Raw genomic sequence first — 16,078 nt, 5'->3', positions numbered from 1 at the left:
TTCGAGATGAGGTTTTTCCATGCGTTTTAAAGGATTGAACATCGGGTTTTTCATTTTGATTCTGGCTATCGCCACCCTCGGTTTTTTCGAGGTGCTTTCGCCCTATTTCTCGCCGATTTTATGGGCGGCGATTCTGGCGGTGATTTTCCATCCGCTGAAAACGTATCTGCGGGTCCGAATGGGCGAACGCAATGGCCTGGCCGCGTTGATTACCCTGCTCTGTATCTGTCTGATTGTGTTCACGCCGCTGGCTATTATCGCCTCATCGCTGGTGGTCGAAACCAACGCGGTCTATCACAAACTGCAGACCAATTCGGCGCAGTTCCCGGCGGTCTTCGCCGATCTGTTGCAGCATCTGCCGCGCTGGGCAAAACATTATCTGGCTGAAAATAACCTGGATAACGCCGAACAGATTCAGCAGAAGCTCTCCTCGTTTGCCCTTAAGGGCGGTCAGTATGTGGCAGGCAGCGCCTTTATCATCGGTAAAGGGACGTTCAGCTTCACCGTCGGCTTTGGCGTGATGCTTTATCTGCTGTTCTTCCTGCTGAAAGATGGCTCCTATCTGGTGCATCTGATCCTGGAAGCGCTGCCGCTCTCAACCTACGTGAAGCATCACCTGATGGTGAAGTTTGCGGCCGTGGCGCGCGCGACGGTGAAAGGCACGGTGGTGGTCGGTATTGTTCAGGGTATTCTCGGTGGGCTGGCATTCTGGTTTACCGGTATAGACGGCAGCCTGCTGTGGGGCGCACTGATGGCCTTCCTCTCTCTTATTCCGGCAGTCGGTTCCGCCATTATCTGGGTGCCTGCGGCGATCTTCTTCTTCGCCACTGGTGCACTGTGGAAAGGGCTGTTCCTGGTGGGCTTCTTCGTGGTGATTGTCGGACTAGTGGATAACATCCTGCGTCCGCTACTGGTCGGCAAAGACACCAAAATGCCTGACTATCTGATTCTGATCGCCACGCTGGGCGGCATGGAGATTTACGGCATCAACGGTTTTGTAATCGGTCCGGTGATTGCCGCTCTGTTTATCGCCTGCTGGAACCTGCTCTCCGGACGCGATAACCGCGAAAACATCGAAGCCATCGACGAAGAGTTTATCGAAGAAGGTAAGAAACAGTCTGATACCGCGGCAGAGGCTGCGGCTGAAGCGGCGGCGGCCTCCGCCGATGCGGCTGCAGAGACGGAAAGGAAAGTCGCGGCGTTAGCCGCCTCAGAGAAAGAAACAGCGGAAAAGAAAGCGTAATCCGCGTCAGGCAAACCCAGGTTAGTATCGCAGTGAGAGCGAGGCCTGCTCAGGAAACACGGTCAGATCGGAAAGGCGCAAAACCCGCCATCCATGGCATGCTCGGCCCGCGCCATCCCTGGCGCGGGACGCTTTCCTCTTCTGACCGTGTTCCCTGCGCGTTGAGCTTATGCGTTGCTGCCAGGGGCATTACGCGTCGGCTTTATCACCCATAAAAAAACCCACCTTTCGGTGGGTTCTTTTTTTAACCTGAGAACAGCCGCGAATTAGTTAGTCGCTTTGTTTTTCAGATCTTCAGCACCCTGCTTGGTTTTATCCCAGCCTTTCTCAGTGCCTTCTTTGGTTTTGTGCCAGCCTTTCTGCGTACCTTCGGTGATTTTACTGCCGGTGGTATCGCTTTTGCCTTCAGCGGCGTGCTCAGACTTCAGCTTCAGCTCTTTGCCTTCGTTCTGGGTCTGATGCAGTTTTTCCTTCGCGGTATCGGCGCCTTTATGCGCTTCCGCAACGGTGTTGTCTGTGGTGGTAGCAGCAAATACCGGCGAGGCCAGCAAAATAGCAGACAGTGCAATAATTGATTTCTTCATAATTCCCTCTGTATGAATCGTTGCCGTGTAGGTTTTAATCCTGGCATAGTGTTCCCAGGAAAGATTTAAGAATAAACCAGGAATGAAAAAGGGCCAGTTTTCACCAGAAAAAGCCGCCGGTTTTAGCTTTTTCGTCCATTACCAAAGTGCGAGTTGCGGATCGTCGTCCGGTTTCGGCTGGCTTCGGCTGATGCGAGCAGGCGGTGCAGGCTGCTGCATCTGATGAGTGATCCACTGCAGCAACACCGTCACTATATAGGTCTGCTGCTCCGCGCTCAGCGGCTGGTGCTGTCCGATGTTGTGCCACTTACTCAGACAGCCACGACAGCAGGTTGCGGTGGCGTGCTGAGCGATAAACACCGGGTGGCCGCGCATCGGCGTCTGCTTGCCATCATTTTCAGGCTGCGCAGGCGCCAGCCGCTGTGCCACAAACTCAGCGGCGTGCTGGCGCAATACCGGCTCGCCTTTGCTGCTCGCATAATCATATTCCGCGCGTCCCAGACGAAAGCGCTGACGGAACGGCGAGCGTGACAGCCGGGTAAAAAGATCGTCAGAAACCTTCATGCTGATTGCCAGTCACTCATATTTACGTCCCGCCAGATAGCGTACGCCCTGCGACCCGAACGCCTCACGATGGAGTTCATTTGGCTGCAGATGAAATGTCTCACCGGGATGATAGGTGGTATCGCCTTGTTCGGTACTGATGGTGATGTCACCACTCAGAATCAGTGCCAGTGCTTCAAAGGGATGTACGTGATTATCAAGCTGGGCGGCGGCTGCACGCTCAATCAACAAAGGCTCGTCAAAACCCTGTTCGGCTAACAATTTTCTGAATTCGTGTTCTGTCATCGCAACTCCTCAGTGTGGATCTGACCCTTAGCAGTGTAGACGATCTTTATCGCCGCTTATGGCACTCAACAGGTTACGTAAAGTAGCGCAAGCAGGGTTGTTCACCGGTCAGGCCAGTGCTGTACTTGCCGTCTCGTTACAGCCATTTTGACATCGGGATAACGCAAAAGTATGTCTCAACAGGAGAAAACTGCCCTGCTGCTGATTAATCAGCGCTCGCGCAAAGGACGCGCCGAGGCCAGCCGCGCACAGTCGCTGCTGGCTCAGGCCGGGTTCACCCTGCTGCAACCGGCCGGAGATGATACCCGCAGCTACAGCGAATTAATCGCGGCGTATGCCCATCGCGTTGATGCGGTGATCGTCGGCGGTGGCGACGGCACGCTTAATGCGGCCGCGCCGGGACTGATGCAGACCGGCCTGCCGCTGGGCATTTTACCGCTGGGCACCGCCAACGATTTTGCCCGCACGCTGGGCATTCCTGCCAGCCTGGAGTCCGCGATAAAGATTATCGCTGACGGGCAGCTGCGCGCAGTAGACCTGGGTGAAGTGAATCAGCACCTGTTTCTGAACGTCTCCAGCATCGGCTTTTCGGTGGAACTGGCGCGCAACCTCACGGCGGAATCGAAAAAACGCTGGGGAGTGGGCGGTTATGCCCTGGCGGCTTTGCGGGTGCTGCGGCAGAGCCGTCCCTTCAGCGCTACGCTGGTGCATCAGGGCCATCGGACGCCGATCAAAACGGTTCAGGTGTCGGTGGGCAATGGACGCTTTTATGGGGGCGGCATGACAGTGGAACAGCGTGCCGCACCGGACGATGGGTTACTGGATGTCTACAGTCTGGAGCTGCAGCATAGCTGGCAGCTCATTGCGCTGCTGCCCTTTCTGCGGCGCGGCACTCACGGTCGCTGGCGTAACGTGCGGGCATTCAGCGCCACGGAGCTGACGATTGAGACGCGCCGTCCCCATTACATCAATGCAGATGGTGAGATTATCGGTCAGACACCCGCGCATTTTCGCCTGATCGCCAGTGCACTGCGGGTTTATGCACCGGGCGACAGCGCAGCAAAATAGCCCGACGGTGGGCGCGGTACCGATCGCGGTGAGAAACTAGTGCTGGGTGCTCTTTTTTTCAGCGTAGTCGATGTGTTCGGAAAGATTGGCGACCAGCTTTTTCGCCATTTCGAGGGTCAGACCCAGAAATAGGGTCTCCTGCGGGCCCTTTTCACGCGGGGCATCGGGATCGATATAACCGAATTTCACTACCAGTGCCTGATGGGTATTCAGGGGACCAATATGCCAGCCGGTAACCGGGTAGAAGGTAAATCGCGTAAATTCATTCATTTAATCCTGACTGTAAAAGCATAACGCTGATTGATAGTCAGGCCAGCTCTGATGATAAAGCATGAGTGGAATACTCAGTCTGAACGAAATCGACAGGATTACAAGGGAAGCGGCATAACAAGCGCAGCGTGACGCAATGAGGATCTGTAATGCATCCAGGGCCTGCTGCAGCAAGGGGATGAGGATATCTCAGGCGTGTGTAACCTGCGCGGCTCCGGCACGGGCGCTCTCCTGTCAGGGCGAACGCCCCTCAGGACTCTTTATCGGCTCGGGGAATAATCGAGATATGGCCGTTAACCTCCAGCACCGCATATTTAATCTGATCAAATCGCTCCAGACCCTGCCCGGAGCGCGCCGCTTCCAGCACATCATCAGGACTGATGCCGGTCATCTTCATGCGGTCAGTCAGCAGATTACCATTCTCGACCAGGATCACCGGGCCGCCATCGATCACCTGCTCCACCACCGGAAAGCGACTTTTCAGTTTGCCCAGCACAATATCAATCGCTACCAGCGTGATAATAGTCAGCGCAGCGCCGGTCACCGAAAAATCGTCGCCCAGCAGCGCCTGCTGAGTTGCTTCACTGATGATCAATAGCAGAATCAGATCGAAAGAGGTCATCTGCAACAGAGTGCGTCTGCCGGCAATTTTGAACACGACCATCAGCACCAGGTAGATCGCTGCGGCACGTAATACCGTTTCCATAAAGCGCCTCTGTCAGGGATAAATCCATTGGGTAAAACGGGCCGGAGCATAGCCGTCACCATGAATAGTGACGTGAATGCGGCCCGCATTGCGCGGCTGCAGGCCAAGCCAGATCGCGTGATCCGGTCCGGTGTTGCGGGCCGAAAAGGTCAGCCGCAGATCGCTGCCAATCGTCACCGCCTCCAGCGGTTGAGGCTGCAGCGTCTGGATTTGCAGGTTATCCAGGGCGCCACCGCCAATCGTAACGGTAAAGCGATCGGTTACCGGTGCGTTGTAGCGAATGCGCATATCCATATTGCTCTCAACCCGGCCAAACCGTTCATACTCCACCTGGATGGTCCCGTCCGGCGAGCGGGCGCTGCCGTTACTCAGCACGCCTTTGGAAAAGAGTCCGCACGCACCCAGAATCACCAGCGCAATCAGGACGTATTCACCGATACGCTGAATCAGCCATTCACGGCGTACCCAGCGGAGGTTTTCCTGAATCGGTACTGCCTGACCGCTGCTATCCTCTTTTTTCACCGTGACCTCACACACTGTTGGCTCAGGAACAAAAACTGCACGCTGCGTTAAGCATAGCCAGACAGTATCGGTTCACTATCTGGCGGGTCGTGACCTTTTCAGCGGGACAATCTGGCACCGCATCCTGCCGTTTACAGCCAGCCGGAGCGACGCAGTTTGGCCCACAGCCCGCCGCAGGCCAGCAGCGTCAGCCCAACCGCCAGCGGATAGCCATACAGCGACTTCAGCTCCGGCATATGCTCAAAGTTCATGCCATACATACTGAAGACTACGGTCGGGATCACCAGGATCGCACCCCAGCCTGCCAGCTTTTTCACCACTTCATTCTGCTGCACCGTCACCAGCGCCAGATTGACCTGCATGGCGCTGGTCAGCATTTCGCGCATATCTTCCGCGTCGGTGACGACATGGCGGGCGTGATCCTGCACGTCGCGGATGTAGGCGCGCAGCGGACGCGGGATCAGATCTTCATGCAGGTGGATCAGCTGATTGCAGATCTCCTCCACGGGCAGCGCCGCATTGCGTAGTTTCAGCAGATGACGCCGCACGGTGTAGACCGACTGCACCGACTTGCGATCAAATTCACTGGTGAAGAGATCGTTCTCCATCTGTCCGACCCGTTCATTCAGCGAGGTAGAAAGCTCCGCATAGCGATCAACAATAAAATCGAGCAGGCAGTAGAGCGGATAAGCGGGACCAAACTTCAGCAGCGCCGGGTTTTCAGCCGCCCGCTGCCGCACCGGGGTGTAGCTTTCAGAGGCGCCGTGACGGATGCTGATCAGGAAGTTTTTTCCGACAAAAAGATGCGTTTCGCCCAGTTCGCAGCTGTCATCCTTAGCGCACACCGTTTTCACCACGATAAACAGCGATTCGCCATAATGTTCAATTTTAGGTCGCTGATGGGCATTGAGTGCATCCTCAACCGCCAGTTCATGAAGGCCGAACTCCTCTTTAATCTTCGCCATAAACTCAGCGTCTGGCTGCCACAACCCGAGCCAGATAAACGCCTCCGGCTCTTTGATCACTTCACTGATATCATCGACTTCAACCTCTTCGCCCGCGCATCCCGGACGATACACCCTGCTGCTTACGATCATCTTCTGCTTTCCCGTTGTGACAATACATGCAGCTTAGCCAATCCCACGCCTGTAACCGGATAAAAACCGTAAGGATTTGCTGCGACGCTGTTCGATCAGCGGCTTACCACTTCAGCCCTAATCCGGTGGAGAAAATGCCTTCGTTCAGGGTATCCGGTATGCCGCTGACCAGATTACGGTGATAGCCAACGTGCAGCGTTGACCACGAAGTCAGGCTGTAGCGCAGCCCGACTTCGGCATCCAGCATAAATACGCCGTCATCATCCAGCGAATGGCCAACATCGCCATTGCTGTAAAGCGTGACCGACTTGCCCAGCAGATAGCGCTGATAGTTCCAGCGCAGCGAGCCGCCAAAGTGCCGCTCTTCCCGGTCATCGCTGTAGCCATACTCAAAGGCACCGCCCAGCACCGAGAGTGAGAACGCGCTGAGTTCGGTGTCCCACAACTGATAACCCGGACCGGTGCCGATTAGCGCCTGACGTGACAGATTCTCCACCCAGTCGCGCTTGTAGGTGGCGCGGGTCTGCCAGAAGAACTGCTCCCTGACCAGATAGTCGAAGGCGTAGCGCAGGCTGTAGTTATCGGTATTGATGTTCTCGTTTTCCTGCTCGCGATTGTAGGTCGCACCGATATCGTGACGCCATTTTCCCTGGTTCAGTTTCGTGTTGAGCGCGAAGCTGTAGTCGTCAGTTTTGGTCGAGGCTTTTTTGACTTTCACGCCCGCATCGATGTTGCCGGTCCAGGCAAGCTGATCGCTGCGGACTTTGGCTTTCATAAACTCATCAATGCGTCGCAGCGAAACCTGCTGCTCCTGCTCGTTGCGTTCCACCCAGACATAGCCGGGATCGGATGAGGAGAGCCGCACCTGATAATGTTCGCCGGTCTTTTTGTTTTCGACATTCACCGGATTCTCGCTGGCAAGCGTACTGACCGCACTCCAGTCCAGCGTGACGGTACCGGCGTAGTGTGTCTCTATCCCCAGCTTGCCGTCGCTGAGATAACGAATCGTGCCGGTCAGCCGATCGCCATTATTCAGCCAGACGGTATCGGCAGTGGCCTGCTGTGCCCATCCGGCGCAGCAACTGATGACCAGCAGCGGGATAAACGAGGTGGCGCAACGCATAGCTTTCCCTGTTAAGGCGTCGTCTTGCACGGGCGACGCGTCACCGCAAATTCTGACCTGACAATTAAGCCGATTCTGCGACGATATGCAATGCGCCGCCTGGCTCAGGAGAGATCGTGCAGTGCTTTGCCGAGCGGTGGAGTAATAGCGAAGTCCGTAAAACTCATCGCCAGCCCTTCACGTTCAGGCGAGCAGCCCATCACTCCGACAAACCGCCGCGCCTGACCGGGCCACGGGCAGAGCCGTAACAGCGGCCAGCTCACGCCGTCGGTAGAGTACTGAATTCTTAAGGCCGCGTTTTCCAGCGTGGCGCGCAGCCAGAACTGGCGCGCATCGCCGGGAAACACACCGGTAGACCAGTCGGAAAACTCGCGCGTCACCACGCTGCCAATGGCGGGCTGGTCATCGTTAAACTCAATGCCCGCCTTAACCCAGTGCGTTTCGTTATCCTGAATAAACAGCCCGGCCTGATCGTAGAGCTGACTGAAATCCGCCCTTACCTGCACCTGAACGGTAAAGTCGTGTTCCACCCAGAAGCCGAAAGCGTGGCCGCTGTGCCGTTCGAAGCCGTACCAGGTACGCTGCCAGAAATCGCTGTTCAGCGCGGTTTCGAACCTCAGCGTATCGCCATCCAGGCTGTGTACCGGCGGCTGATTAATCCAGACGCCACCTTCAGTGGTAATTGAACTGACTGCTGTCATAGGCACTCCTTTGGGTAAGTTAAACCGCCCGCATTCTGGCCGATCTGCGGCGTGGCGATTGACCTGATTATCATAGCGTTGATTGGTGAACGGGCGGCAGACGATTGCGGCAAATCTGATGGTGTCGATGTGGCAGGCAGTGAGGTCAGCAGACCCGTGGCTGCAGATACTCCGACTCTGTTTGCGGTTTCGCTTATGTGCCCTTTATTCTCCTGCCGGCAATAAATAACAACGACCAGGTCCAGTTCACTGAACTATTTCATTTTGTTAATCCCCTGGCGAAAACAGCATTTAACAACCAGGCTTGTTTTGTCTGAGGGCAACTGAACTCATTAAATATAAGGATTAAGCCACCATGGTAGATAAATCAGAGATTTTAGATCACGCGCAGGTTGTTGATGTGAATGGCGAACATGTCGGGATTGTCGACCACTTCGAAGGCGACGACAAAATTAAGCTGGCGAAAAGCGATCCTGAAGCGGGCGGCAAACACCACATTATTCCATTCAGCTGGGTAAAAGAGGTTGATGATAATAAAGTCATCCTTTCTAAAGCCAAAGCGGATGTTGAAAGTGAGTGGCAGTCTGCATAAAACATTAGCCGTGGCGCCCGCCACGGCTTATTTCATTTATTCTGTTAAATAACTCTTGCGTCCTTCCCTGCCCATCCTTCATTTATTACTGCTTTATATTTCACACCGTCTGAACGTCTTCAGCAATATCTGTCAGATTTTTACTTTCCATGACGCGGTGCTCCCTGTTTTTATGCCCGGTGGCGGGTGGTCGTAAGCGGAGGGTTTGGAGCGGTCATCATGGCATTGCGGCGGGAGGGGAAAAAACCACCAGAATGGCGCAGCACTTTGCCGGATCTCTGTCGGTATCCGGCGGGCATAAGAAACGGCGGGTGAAGTAAAACCTGAGATCCTCACCCGCTGCGGGTTATTCCTGTTTTGCTGCGCGATCCCGCAGCACTTCACCCACCACCGGAACCGCTGAAAAGGCATTTGGCCAGCCAGCATAGAACGCGGCCTGAGTGATAATCTCGCCCGCTTCTTCAGCCGTCAATCCGTTGTCCATCGCCCGGTTGAGATGGTAGCTAATTTGCGCACTTTGTCCCGAAGCAATCAGTGCGCTGACCGTCACCAGACTTCTGTCACGAGGCTGTAGCGCTGGCCGCTGCCACAGATTGAGAAACAGCGGATCGGCGGTGAATCTGACCAGCCCGGGCGAGATCGGCCCCACATTTTTCTCCACCGTTGCAGAACGCTGCTGTTCTGCTGTCTGATTCAGTGGCAGCAGTGCCGGAGAGGCTTCGGCCAGTTGATCGGCACCAATGCCTCGCGCCTGAAACACATTTTTGGTCACCGCAATTGCGGACATCGCATTAGGCCAGCCGGAATAGAACGCCAGGTGAGTAATTATTTCGGAGACTTCAGCAGGCGTCACTCCACAATCGAGCGCCACACCAGCGTAATGTTGTAACTCAGCAGGCTGGTTGCGGGCGATGAGAATGGCAAGCGTGACGATACTGCGGTCTCGGATCGAAAGTGCGTCGCGTTTCCAGAGATCGTCGGTTATCGCTTCACGTCCGAAACGAGCCAGTGCGGGAGAGACGGACTCAATGTCGGCAACCGAAAGGCTGGATGGATTGACGTTCAACATAGTTTCACCTCTTTTGGGTTCAGCAGCGGCCAGGTCGGCCAGCATCATGGAGATCGCGGCGGCGGCAATCACTTTTTTCATCCTCTGATCAGCTTCCTGGTAAAGGTCAGTTAACAAAAGCATTAAGAGCGCTGCGGTTTTTCAGCAGAGCTGGCACCACGGGGATCGCCTCTTTGCGGTCGGTCATCGCAGCTGTCAGCCGGATATAGTCGCGAAAATGGGGCGTTTCGCGGTGTTGCTGATAGGCGGCGTCACTCGCGTAGATTTCATAGAAGAACCAGCGATATCTGTTTTTTGCATCGGTCGCGGCATACATCGCCAGTACGCCCGGTTCCACCTTCAGTGACTCTGCCATTTCAGGCAGCACAATATCGCGGAATGCCTGCTGATCGGCCGGTTTCACGTCAACGATCACCAGGTTATTGATGGTTTCTTTATTCTGTACGAAGGGTTTATCACCCAGAAACTGCGGCTCCAGCACAGTGCTCTTTTTCTGGCCGATAAGATCAGGTGCGCGTGTAATAAAAGACCGGTACGGCTCTGAACTGAGATGTTGCTGGTATGCCTCTTCACTCGCATAAATTTCAATCATATAAGCCTGATGAGCATTTTCTTTATGTTTCAGTGAATACATCGCCAGCGTACCTGGTTGCTCTGCCAGCGAACGGGTAATATTATCTCTGGCAACTTCATCGTACTGTCCGTTTTTCCCGGCCTTAATTTCCATTTCATGCAGATTAATGACACGATTTGTGGGTTCTGTTAAAGCGGCTGCCGATGCCGGGCCGGCCATCAGCAGAGTCAGAGTCAGAGCGGTAATATTGTTCACGGTCTGCCTTAATTATCGGATGAGGTGATTTGCGATTCATTCTGTGTATTAACCGGCGCGATTTCTGTTTCATCTGGCTATTAAGCCGTTGTGAGTTCCGCATTGAGCTGAGCAATGAGTCGCGACGCGTGTTGCTTTGCTGCAGCAATTTGCTGCGTGATGATAGTTTCATTACGACTGGCATAGCTTATCCCGCAGGTATAAAGCGGTTTCTGCATCTCCAGATTGCAGAGTCGGGCGGTGGTTTCAAACTGAATCAGATAATCCTCCAGCTGATGACCAAAGACGCCATCTGCCGCGTATAACGCCTGCGGTGCGCCAGTGGTGAAGGAGAGGATCAGTTTTTTACCGCCGAGTCTGGCCGTTGATCCGTGCGCAAACCCATGAACAAATACGTCATCCAGCCATAACTTCATGAGCCCTGGCAGCGAATACCATGAGAAGGGAAATTGCCAGACGATAATATCTGCCTTCAGCAGTGCATCCTGTTCGGCGCTGACATTGATGTTGTTGTCCGGATAAAGTGCATCCAGACGACGGATTTCAGCATCAGGCAGCGCAGAAGCGACTTCATTAAGAATGGTAGCATTACCGACCGAATGGCTCAGGTCAGGATGACCGGAAATAATTAATATATTTTTCATTTTCAGTTTTTAATCATCTTTTTTTAACAGATGGCAAGGCGTTGGCGATGCCATCACGCGCTGGGTACTTTTTGCCGTCCGGCACCGTTTAATCAAATCCACTCGCTACGGCTTCCGCCTTTCCTGCAGCCAGCGCTTCACGCGGCGTTTTTACTGCGCCGCCTGCCTGACACCTGTCGGATGACTGGTGACAACACACGGTAGCGGTTTGCGACTGATCATTGGGTGGCGCCCTCTTGCTGAGGCTTATACTCTGCAGCGAACAGGCTTTCCCAGTTGGTGAATGCACCTAACGGGATGCAGTCAAAACTCAGCAGACCGGCTTTTGCCAGCGGAAAGTCAGCCAGCAGGCTTTGGGCCTGTTCCACCGAGTCGCATTCAAGGAAGATCGCAACGCCGGGTCGATCCTGTCGGTAGTAAATATCGCGTAGCGCACCGGATTTATACAGACTCCAGGCATGGAAAGCTTCGGCAGCCAGATGAGGGTGATACTTTTCCAGCGTGGCATCGGGGGCGGGTTTATCCAGACACAAAATTCGCATAGCAATCTCCTGAGATTCACGGCCAGGGGGAACTGATAAGGAGTATATGCTCGCGATTTAGTGAAGATTAGGCCACTATTGACTCAAAGATATTTAGCCTGCGGCTAATAATAAGCAGCCCGATTGTGTCAGGATTATCCCGTGAACAACGCCATCTATAACCAGATACGCATCTTCCAGAGCATCGCCCGCGAAGGGAATATTTCATCGGCAGCGCGCAAACTGGAGATTACTTCCCCCTCTGTCAGTAAGGCGCTGAAGCTGCTTGAAGCGCACATCGGTCATCCGCTATTTGTACGAACCACGCGCCGGATTGAGCTGACCGATGCCGGACAGCAGCTGCTGGAACAAACCTCAGCAGCGGTAGCCTCGCTGGAAAAATCGCTGGAAAGCATCCGCGACCAGAATCAGGAACCGTCGGGACTGGTCAGAATCACCCTTTCGCGCTTTGCCTATCTGCTGGTGCTGAAACCTGCGATGGCCGCTTTCTGCCAGCAATATCCCGGTATTCAGCTGGAAATTTCGGTATACGATGGCACCGTGAACATCATTGATGAACGCTTTGATTTGGGGATCCGGTTTGGCGACATTCTGGAAGGTGGCGTGGTGGCGCGACCGCTGATGAAGCCGTTTCGCGAAGGTTTGTATGCCTCTTCTGCCTATCTGGCAGCGTTCGGTATTCCAGCGTCTCCGTCTGACCTGCATCAGCACCGGCTTATCGGTTACCGGTTTATCACCAATAATCGTATTCTGCCGCTGATTCTGGATCATCATGGCGAACAGCTGACCGTTGAGATGCCGGGTCAGTTGATGAGTAATGATATTGAGGTGATGGCTGATGGCATTCGCAACGGGCTGGGTATCGGGCGACTGTTTGAACCGGTTCATAATTTACAGCCGGATAAAGAGGCATTTATTCCGGTGATGGAGCGTTACTGGAAAACTTATCCGCCGGTTTATCTCTATTATCCTAAAAGCGCGGGTAAAACGAAAAGAGTAAAAACGTTAATCGACTTTCTGCTTAAGCACACTGCGGGTTAAGCACCTGTTACTGATAGCGGGCTTACTGAATACGGCTAATGGCAGATATTTATGACGAGATATCATCTGTGACTTTCCTTATATTCCGAACAATGAATGCTTTCAGTTAATTGCATTTTTTTGAGATCGTTATCCTAAAATTTGCTGTTTATCAGATGATTAAAGCCACTGATTTACATCGATTTTCAGCTGGACTTTTCCTGCAATAGTTGATTATATGTACAGGTATTTAGCGCGATACAGAGGTGTTGGAGCACTCCTGTATCGCTAATCACAACCACTATTGAGTGAGAATAGAGATCATGACTGAGTCAGAGTGTAATGCAGTTGGTTTAAATTCAGAAGCCCCTTCCGCTTCCCAGCGTAAATTAACGGTGAGTTACGCCAGCCGGTATCCCAGTTACGCGCGTATTCCGTCGATTATTATGAAAGGCCAGTGGCTGGCTGCCGCCGGATTTACCACCGGCACCGAAGTAGAAGTAAAAGTCACAGCGGGCCGTATTGTGCTGACCGTGAAACCACCAGTGCCGGTCGATGAGCAGCTGGTTAACGCGTTAGCGCAGCTGAATAAGCTGCCCGCCAGGAAACAGAAGCAGGTTCTGGTTTTGTCGGGTGTGGTTGCGGGTCAGGTTTAATTTCTGCTGAAGGGATGCCGCTTCTGGCTGGGGAGCGGCAGATCAGTATTGCTGGCAATAATTATCCGCGTTTCTATATTTAAAGGATCTTTTGCCCCGCCAACGTAGCGCTCCCCTGTTTTAATCGCCTTTTATAATGAGAGGATAGATAATCTATAGATTGGAATGATTTCTGGAGAATTATTAAATGGTTATTATCAGATTGCTATCGCAAAATACAGATTATCGATGTACACACTATGTTCCTGTAAGGATCGTACTACTATAAATGCGTGCCAAATCAGGAATCAGATAATTAACTTTGGGTGAAAATTAGCGCTTACATGCTCTGGTTAATTTATATGATTTCCATGCAAGATTCATCGGTATCACTAAATAGACTATAACTGCTCCTACCATCAGGACGATTGCATATGATATCAGGCTTTGCTGATGTCCTTTTGCTACTCCATAAATGAAAACAGAAATTAAAGTCGCCATGCAAATAATTCCAGCCCAAAAACGCTTACTGAGTTCCTGGACGAGAGACTGCGGGGTGTATGATTTGTTCTCATCTCTGGTAAGCATATCTTTTAGTTTTCGCAGATCTTTAGCTGAGAAACCATTTTGTAAAAGCTTTTGCTCAAATTCGTTCAACAGATTCCTCCTGAAGTATGTTTCTATGCGTACGAAGATACCATCCTGACCAACCTTTTTATATGATCTGATCCGCCATCAGTGTTTTTCTACCCCTGGATGAACCTTTTTTCAACTTGCTGAAAATCCTACAGCGTGAGCAATTAATCGGCGAATGCAAACATTCGAACTGTCGATAAACAGGTTTTGACTTTACGAACCTCCAGACAAAGCCATAAATTGGAACCATATCCAAACCACCGCATAGTCAAATTACGGCTATTAAATACGTGCGTACGAACGAAAGCAAACTATTAAGGTATTATGACGGCAGTATGAAAACAAAGAGTATGTGGATGCTAAACAAAAGGTAGGATTGGGTACCCTAAAGGATTTACTCTTGTCAGAAAGCCTATTGTTCTATAAGAAATTGTTTATTTGAATTTGTTGCATGCTCCTGAGACACCCCTTACTAAAATTGTCACCACTCCTTAAAATCTTCAATTTGTAATCTCTAAAAACTCCAGCTATTTTAGGATCTGATTAACCATGTCTGGTGAGAACGACGTTTATATAAAGGTATTGTTATGGACAACTATTGGGACACGAAAAGACTCTCAAACTACTTTCTAACGATGGCAAATTTGGAAGCTAATCAGTTAGTTAATGTAGCAACCTCTCTCTCTCACTTTCATCTTAAAGATGCTCTTTTAAGAGTGAAATTTCAGGATGAAGTGCGTGGATTCGCTCGACTACAGCTCCATACGATTCGCAATTCGACTTCGGATGATCAGTGTCAGGAGTGTATCCAGAATCTGAAGCAGGAAAGCCAGTATCTTAAGATTCAGGACCGAATGCTCAGAACCGGTGAAGCTGTCGTATCGTCTTCGGTGCAGTTTTACCATGACCATGAAAAGGTCATTGGATATGTAATCAATGGCATCGGCGTGGTGTTGAGTGGCTTACAAATCGTGGCTGGGGTCGGTCTGATTGTGGGTTCTGTCACCACGGGTAATATTTTAGGTGTTGTAGCGGGGTCCACCCTTGTGATGAATGGAGTGGGATCAGGGATTGAGAGCATAGGTAGACTTAGCGGTGTGGCTCATCCATCTAACCCAATAAGAGATAAATATGAAGATGTTGCAGATTTCTTTGGCTTTGATAAGCGACTGGGATTGCTAGCCTATCAGGTTGTTGATTTGACCACTTCATACTATGGCATTTTCAAGCTGACTTTGAAGCCAGAGGCCTGGAGGCTATACAAATATCTGCCAACTGACTATTACCGCAAAGTACAGGTTATGAGTAAACCAGCACTTGCTTTAAAAGGCGCTGGAGCAGCCTATAAGGGGAGTGGAATAGGTATCAACCTTTATCAAATGCAAAATAGCTCCTCTCAAAACTAACTTCTGGTTTTTCTGACAAATTTGTAGGATTTCCATGCCAGTCTCATAGGCGTAACAAAATAGACCACAAGGAATGCAAACGTCAGAACAACAATATATGGAATGGCATTTGAAGCATCTGCATTGAAAATGCCATCCAGTCCAATAAGCATCAAAATAATAAGAGCAATAACTCCGCCCCAGAAGCGTTTACTTAGATCAATCACGAGGCTCTGAAGTGTATCTTTTTTTGACTCGTCTTTTTTTATAATACTTTTGAGTTTACCGATCTCTTTAGCAGAGAAGCCATTATTAAAGAGTTCTTTCTCAAATTCGTTCATCTGATTCATCCTGAATGACGTTGCGATACGAGCGAAATATAGCACAGTGAACCCGGCCCATGCTAACCCACCTCTTTACGTAGCCGACACCGGTACCGCCCGATGAAATTGTCTAGGCTACTGTCATTGCTGTGGTGTAACCCGTTAATCCCGCGATGGCTGCCCTCCTTAAGTGCTCTATCAATGCGCCTGTTACAGCTGACGAATAAGCGGCCAGCAATG

Annotated in this window: 21 protein-coding genes; 6 read left to right on the top strand and 15 right to left on the bottom strand. The window is 51.9% G+C overall.

The features are described from left to right. Positions 1–19: 19 nt before the first annotated feature. Entirely contained in the window at positions 20–1,243 is a 1,224-nt protein-coding gene (locus AC6I8B_RS05135; protein WP_010671259.1) for an AI-2E family transporter, read from the top strand. 266 nt (positions 1,244–1,509) lie between these two features. Here the strand turns inward: AC6I8B_RS05135 and AC6I8B_RS05130 are convergent, their stop codons facing one another. The 3 genes from AC6I8B_RS05130 to AC6I8B_RS05120 form a co-directional block, all read right to left on the bottom strand. After that, entirely contained in the window at positions 1,510–1,827 is a 318-nt protein-coding gene (locus AC6I8B_RS05130; protein WP_010259015.1) for a KPN_00521 family repetitive protein, read from the bottom strand. 138 nt (positions 1,828–1,965) lie between these two features. After that, positions 1,966–2,391: a DUF4186 domain-containing protein gene (locus tag AC6I8B_RS05125; protein ID WP_061901682.1), complete on the bottom strand. Its 426-nt coding sequence runs from the start codon at positions 2,389–2,391 to the stop codon at positions 1,966–1,968. A 12-nt stretch (positions 2,392–2,403) separates the two neighbouring features. Beyond that, on the bottom strand, positions 2,404–2,676 hold the full coding sequence (locus AC6I8B_RS05120; protein ID WP_010259018.1) for a cupin domain-containing protein: 273 nt from the start codon (positions 2,674–2,676) through the stop codon (positions 2,404–2,406). Between the two features lie 171 nt (positions 2,677–2,847). Here AC6I8B_RS05120 and AC6I8B_RS05115 point away from each other — a divergent pair, with 171 nt between their 5' ends. Beyond that, on the top strand, positions 2,848–3,744 hold the full coding sequence (locus AC6I8B_RS05115; RefSeq protein WP_010259020.1) for a lipid kinase: 897 nt from the start codon (positions 2,848–2,850) through the stop codon (positions 3,742–3,744). Between the two features lie 36 nt (positions 3,745–3,780). On the opposite strand, the gene AC6I8B_RS05110 is transcribed toward AC6I8B_RS05115, so the two are convergent. The 6 genes from AC6I8B_RS05110 to AC6I8B_RS05085 all read right to left on the bottom strand — a co-directional run bounded on the left by AC6I8B_RS05110 (position 3,781) and on the right by AC6I8B_RS05085 (position 8,163). After that, positions 3,781–4,014, bottom strand: a complete 234-nt coding sequence (locus AC6I8B_RS05110; RefSeq protein ID WP_033779612.1) for a BssS family protein — start codon at positions 4,012–4,014, stop codon at positions 3,781–3,783. Between the two features lie 250 nt (positions 4,015–4,264). Next, positions 4,265–4,720, bottom strand: a complete 456-nt coding sequence (locus AC6I8B_RS05105) for a DUF421 domain-containing protein (protein ID WP_010671255.1) — start codon at positions 4,718–4,720, stop codon at positions 4,265–4,267. A gap of 12 nt (positions 4,721–4,732) precedes the next feature. Further along, on the bottom strand, positions 4,733–5,242 hold the full coding sequence (locus tag AC6I8B_RS05100) for a hypothetical protein (protein WP_232526420.1): 510 nt from the start codon (positions 5,240–5,242) through the stop codon (positions 4,733–4,735). A 131-nt stretch (positions 5,243–5,373) separates the two neighbouring features. Next, complete coding sequence (locus AC6I8B_RS05095) at positions 5,374–6,339, bottom strand: magnesium and cobalt transport protein CorA (protein ID WP_010259025.1); 966 nt, start codon at positions 6,337–6,339, stop codon at positions 5,374–5,376. A 103-nt stretch (positions 6,340–6,442) separates the two neighbouring features. Next, complete coding sequence (locus AC6I8B_RS05090; protein ID WP_010259026.1) at positions 6,443–7,462, bottom strand: DUF481 domain-containing protein; 1,020 nt, start codon at positions 7,460–7,462, stop codon at positions 6,443–6,445. Positions 7,463–7,566: 104 nt separating this feature from the next. Then, positions 7,567–8,163, bottom strand: coding sequence for a DUF1349 domain-containing protein (locus AC6I8B_RS05085; protein WP_022626070.1), 597 nt, complete (start codon positions 8,161–8,163; stop codon positions 7,567–7,569). A 355-nt stretch (positions 8,164–8,518) separates the two neighbouring features. Between AC6I8B_RS05085 and AC6I8B_RS05080 the strand changes: the two genes are divergently transcribed. Next, positions 8,519–8,755 (top strand): DUF2171 domain-containing protein, encoded by a 237-nt coding sequence (locus AC6I8B_RS05080; protein WP_003854080.1) that lies wholly within the window; start codon positions 8,519–8,521, stop codon positions 8,753–8,755. 346 nt (positions 8,756–9,101) lie between these two features. On the opposite strand, the gene AC6I8B_RS05075 is transcribed toward AC6I8B_RS05080, so the two are convergent. The 4 genes from AC6I8B_RS05075 to AC6I8B_RS05060 form a co-directional block, all read right to left on the bottom strand. Next, positions 9,102–9,905: a carboxymuconolactone decarboxylase family protein gene (locus tag AC6I8B_RS05075; protein ID WP_157351679.1), complete on the bottom strand. Its 804-nt coding sequence runs from the start codon at positions 9,903–9,905 to the stop codon at positions 9,102–9,104. Between the two features lie 25 nt (positions 9,906–9,930). After that, positions 9,931–10,653, bottom strand: coding sequence for a putative quinol monooxygenase (locus AC6I8B_RS05070; RefSeq protein ID WP_332837806.1), 723 nt, complete (start codon positions 10,651–10,653; stop codon positions 9,931–9,933). Between the two features lie 80 nt (positions 10,654–10,733). Further along, entirely contained in the window at positions 10,734–11,297 is a 564-nt protein-coding gene (locus tag AC6I8B_RS05065; RefSeq protein ID WP_033756840.1) for an NAD(P)H-dependent oxidoreductase, read from the bottom strand. Positions 11,298–11,515: 218 nt separating this feature from the next. Beyond that, positions 11,516–11,839 carry a YciI family protein gene (locus tag AC6I8B_RS05060; RefSeq protein WP_022626074.1) on the bottom strand — a complete coding sequence of 108 codons (324 nt, stop codon included), beginning with the start codon at positions 11,837–11,839 and terminating at the stop codon, positions 11,516–11,518. A 141-nt stretch (positions 11,840–11,980) separates the two neighbouring features. Here AC6I8B_RS05060 and AC6I8B_RS05055 point away from each other — a divergent pair, with 141 nt between their 5' ends. Together AC6I8B_RS05055 and AC6I8B_RS05050 are read left to right on the top strand one after the other, a co-directional pair. Further along, positions 11,981–12,880, top strand: coding sequence for a LysR family transcriptional regulator (locus tag AC6I8B_RS05055; RefSeq protein ID WP_163762818.1), 900 nt, complete (start codon positions 11,981–11,983; stop codon positions 12,878–12,880). Positions 12,881–13,182: 302 nt separating this feature from the next. Further along, positions 13,183–13,515 (top strand): SymE family type I addiction module toxin, encoded by a 333-nt coding sequence (locus AC6I8B_RS05050; protein WP_157351675.1) that lies wholly within the window; start codon positions 13,183–13,185, stop codon positions 13,513–13,515. 312 nt (positions 13,516–13,827) lie between these two features. Here the strand turns inward: AC6I8B_RS05050 and AC6I8B_RS05045 are convergent, their stop codons facing one another. Beyond that, positions 13,828–14,151 carry a hypothetical protein gene (locus AC6I8B_RS05045; RefSeq protein ID WP_033756836.1) on the bottom strand — a complete coding sequence of 108 codons (324 nt, stop codon included), beginning with the start codon at positions 14,149–14,151 and terminating at the stop codon, positions 13,828–13,830. Between the two features lie 566 nt (positions 14,152–14,717). Here AC6I8B_RS05045 and AC6I8B_RS05040 point away from each other — a divergent pair. Beyond that, complete coding sequence (locus tag AC6I8B_RS05040) at positions 14,718–15,536, top strand: DUF4225 domain-containing protein (RefSeq protein ID WP_052272112.1); 819 nt, start codon at positions 14,718–14,720, stop codon at positions 15,534–15,536. On the opposite strand, the gene AC6I8B_RS05035 is transcribed toward AC6I8B_RS05040, so the two are convergent. Further along, positions 15,533–15,856 (bottom strand): hypothetical protein, encoded by a 324-nt coding sequence (locus tag AC6I8B_RS05035; protein ID WP_050442314.1) that lies wholly within the window; start codon positions 15,854–15,856, stop codon positions 15,533–15,535. The genes AC6I8B_RS05040 and AC6I8B_RS05035 overlap by 4 nt on opposite strands. Positions 15,857–16,078: the final 222 nt, after the last annotated feature.

The sequence above is a fragment of the Pantoea sp. X-Soil-ISGK-285 genome, assembly GCF_059730815.1.
This window is presented reverse-complemented; position numbering and strand designations above follow the sequence as displayed.

What these genes read in the sequence shown, in the direction of transcription:
- AC6I8B_RS05115 (WP_010259020.1), top strand. Translation starts at nt 2,848, where the DNA reads ATGTCTCAACAGGAGAAAACTGCCCTGCTGCTGATTAATCAGCGCTCG.
- AC6I8B_RS05125 (WP_061901682.1), bottom strand. Translation starts at nt 2,391, where the DNA reads ATGAAGGTTTCTGACGATCTTTTTACCCGGCTGTCACGCTCGCCGTTC.
- AC6I8B_RS05075 (WP_157351679.1), bottom strand. Translation starts at nt 9,905, where the DNA reads ATGAAAAAAGTGATTGCCGCCGCCGCGATCTCCATGATGCTGGCCGAC.
- AC6I8B_RS05060 (WP_022626074.1), bottom strand. Translation starts at nt 11,839, where the DNA reads ATGCGAATTTTGTGTCTGGATAAACCCGCCCCCGATGCCACGCTGGAA.
- AC6I8B_RS05035 (WP_050442314.1), bottom strand. Translation starts at nt 15,856, where the DNA reads ATGAACGAATTTGAGAAAGAACTCTTTAATAATGGCTTCTCTGCTAAA.
- AC6I8B_RS05080 (WP_003854080.1), top strand. Translation starts at nt 8,519, where the DNA reads ATGGTAGATAAATCAGAGATTTTAGATCACGCGCAGGTTGTTGATGTG.
- AC6I8B_RS05110 (WP_033779612.1), bottom strand. Translation starts at nt 4,014, where the DNA reads ATGAATGAATTTACGCGATTTACCTTCTACCCGGTTACCGGCTGGCAT.
- AC6I8B_RS05040 (WP_052272112.1), top strand. Translation starts at nt 14,718, where the DNA reads ATGGACAACTATTGGGACACGAAAAGACTCTCAAACTACTTTCTAACG.
- AC6I8B_RS05085 (WP_022626070.1), bottom strand. Translation starts at nt 8,163, where the DNA reads ATGACAGCAGTCAGTTCAATTACCACTGAAGGTGGCGTCTGGATTAAT.
- AC6I8B_RS05120 (WP_010259018.1), bottom strand. Translation starts at nt 2,676, where the DNA reads ATGACAGAACACGAATTCAGAAAATTGTTAGCCGAACAGGGTTTTGAC.
- AC6I8B_RS05065 (WP_033756840.1), bottom strand. Translation starts at nt 11,297, where the DNA reads ATGAAAAATATATTAATTATTTCCGGTCATCCTGACCTGAGCCATTCG.
- AC6I8B_RS05095 (WP_010259025.1), bottom strand. Translation starts at nt 6,339, where the DNA reads ATGATCGTAAGCAGCAGGGTGTATCGTCCGGGATGCGCGGGCGAAGAG.
- AC6I8B_RS05130 (WP_010259015.1), bottom strand. Translation starts at nt 1,827, where the DNA reads ATGAAGAAATCAATTATTGCACTGTCTGCTATTTTGCTGGCCTCGCCG.
- AC6I8B_RS05050 (WP_157351675.1), top strand. Translation starts at nt 13,183, where the DNA reads ATGACTGAGTCAGAGTGTAATGCAGTTGGTTTAAATTCAGAAGCCCCT.
- AC6I8B_RS05090 (WP_010259026.1), bottom strand. Translation starts at nt 7,462, where the DNA reads ATGCGTTGCGCCACCTCGTTTATCCCGCTGCTGGTCATCAGTTGCTGC.
- AC6I8B_RS05135 (WP_010671259.1), top strand. Translation starts at nt 20, where the DNA reads ATGCGTTTTAAAGGATTGAACATCGGGTTTTTCATTTTGATTCTGGCT.
- AC6I8B_RS05105 (WP_010671255.1), bottom strand. Translation starts at nt 4,720, where the DNA reads ATGGAAACGGTATTACGTGCCGCAGCGATCTACCTGGTGCTGATGGTC.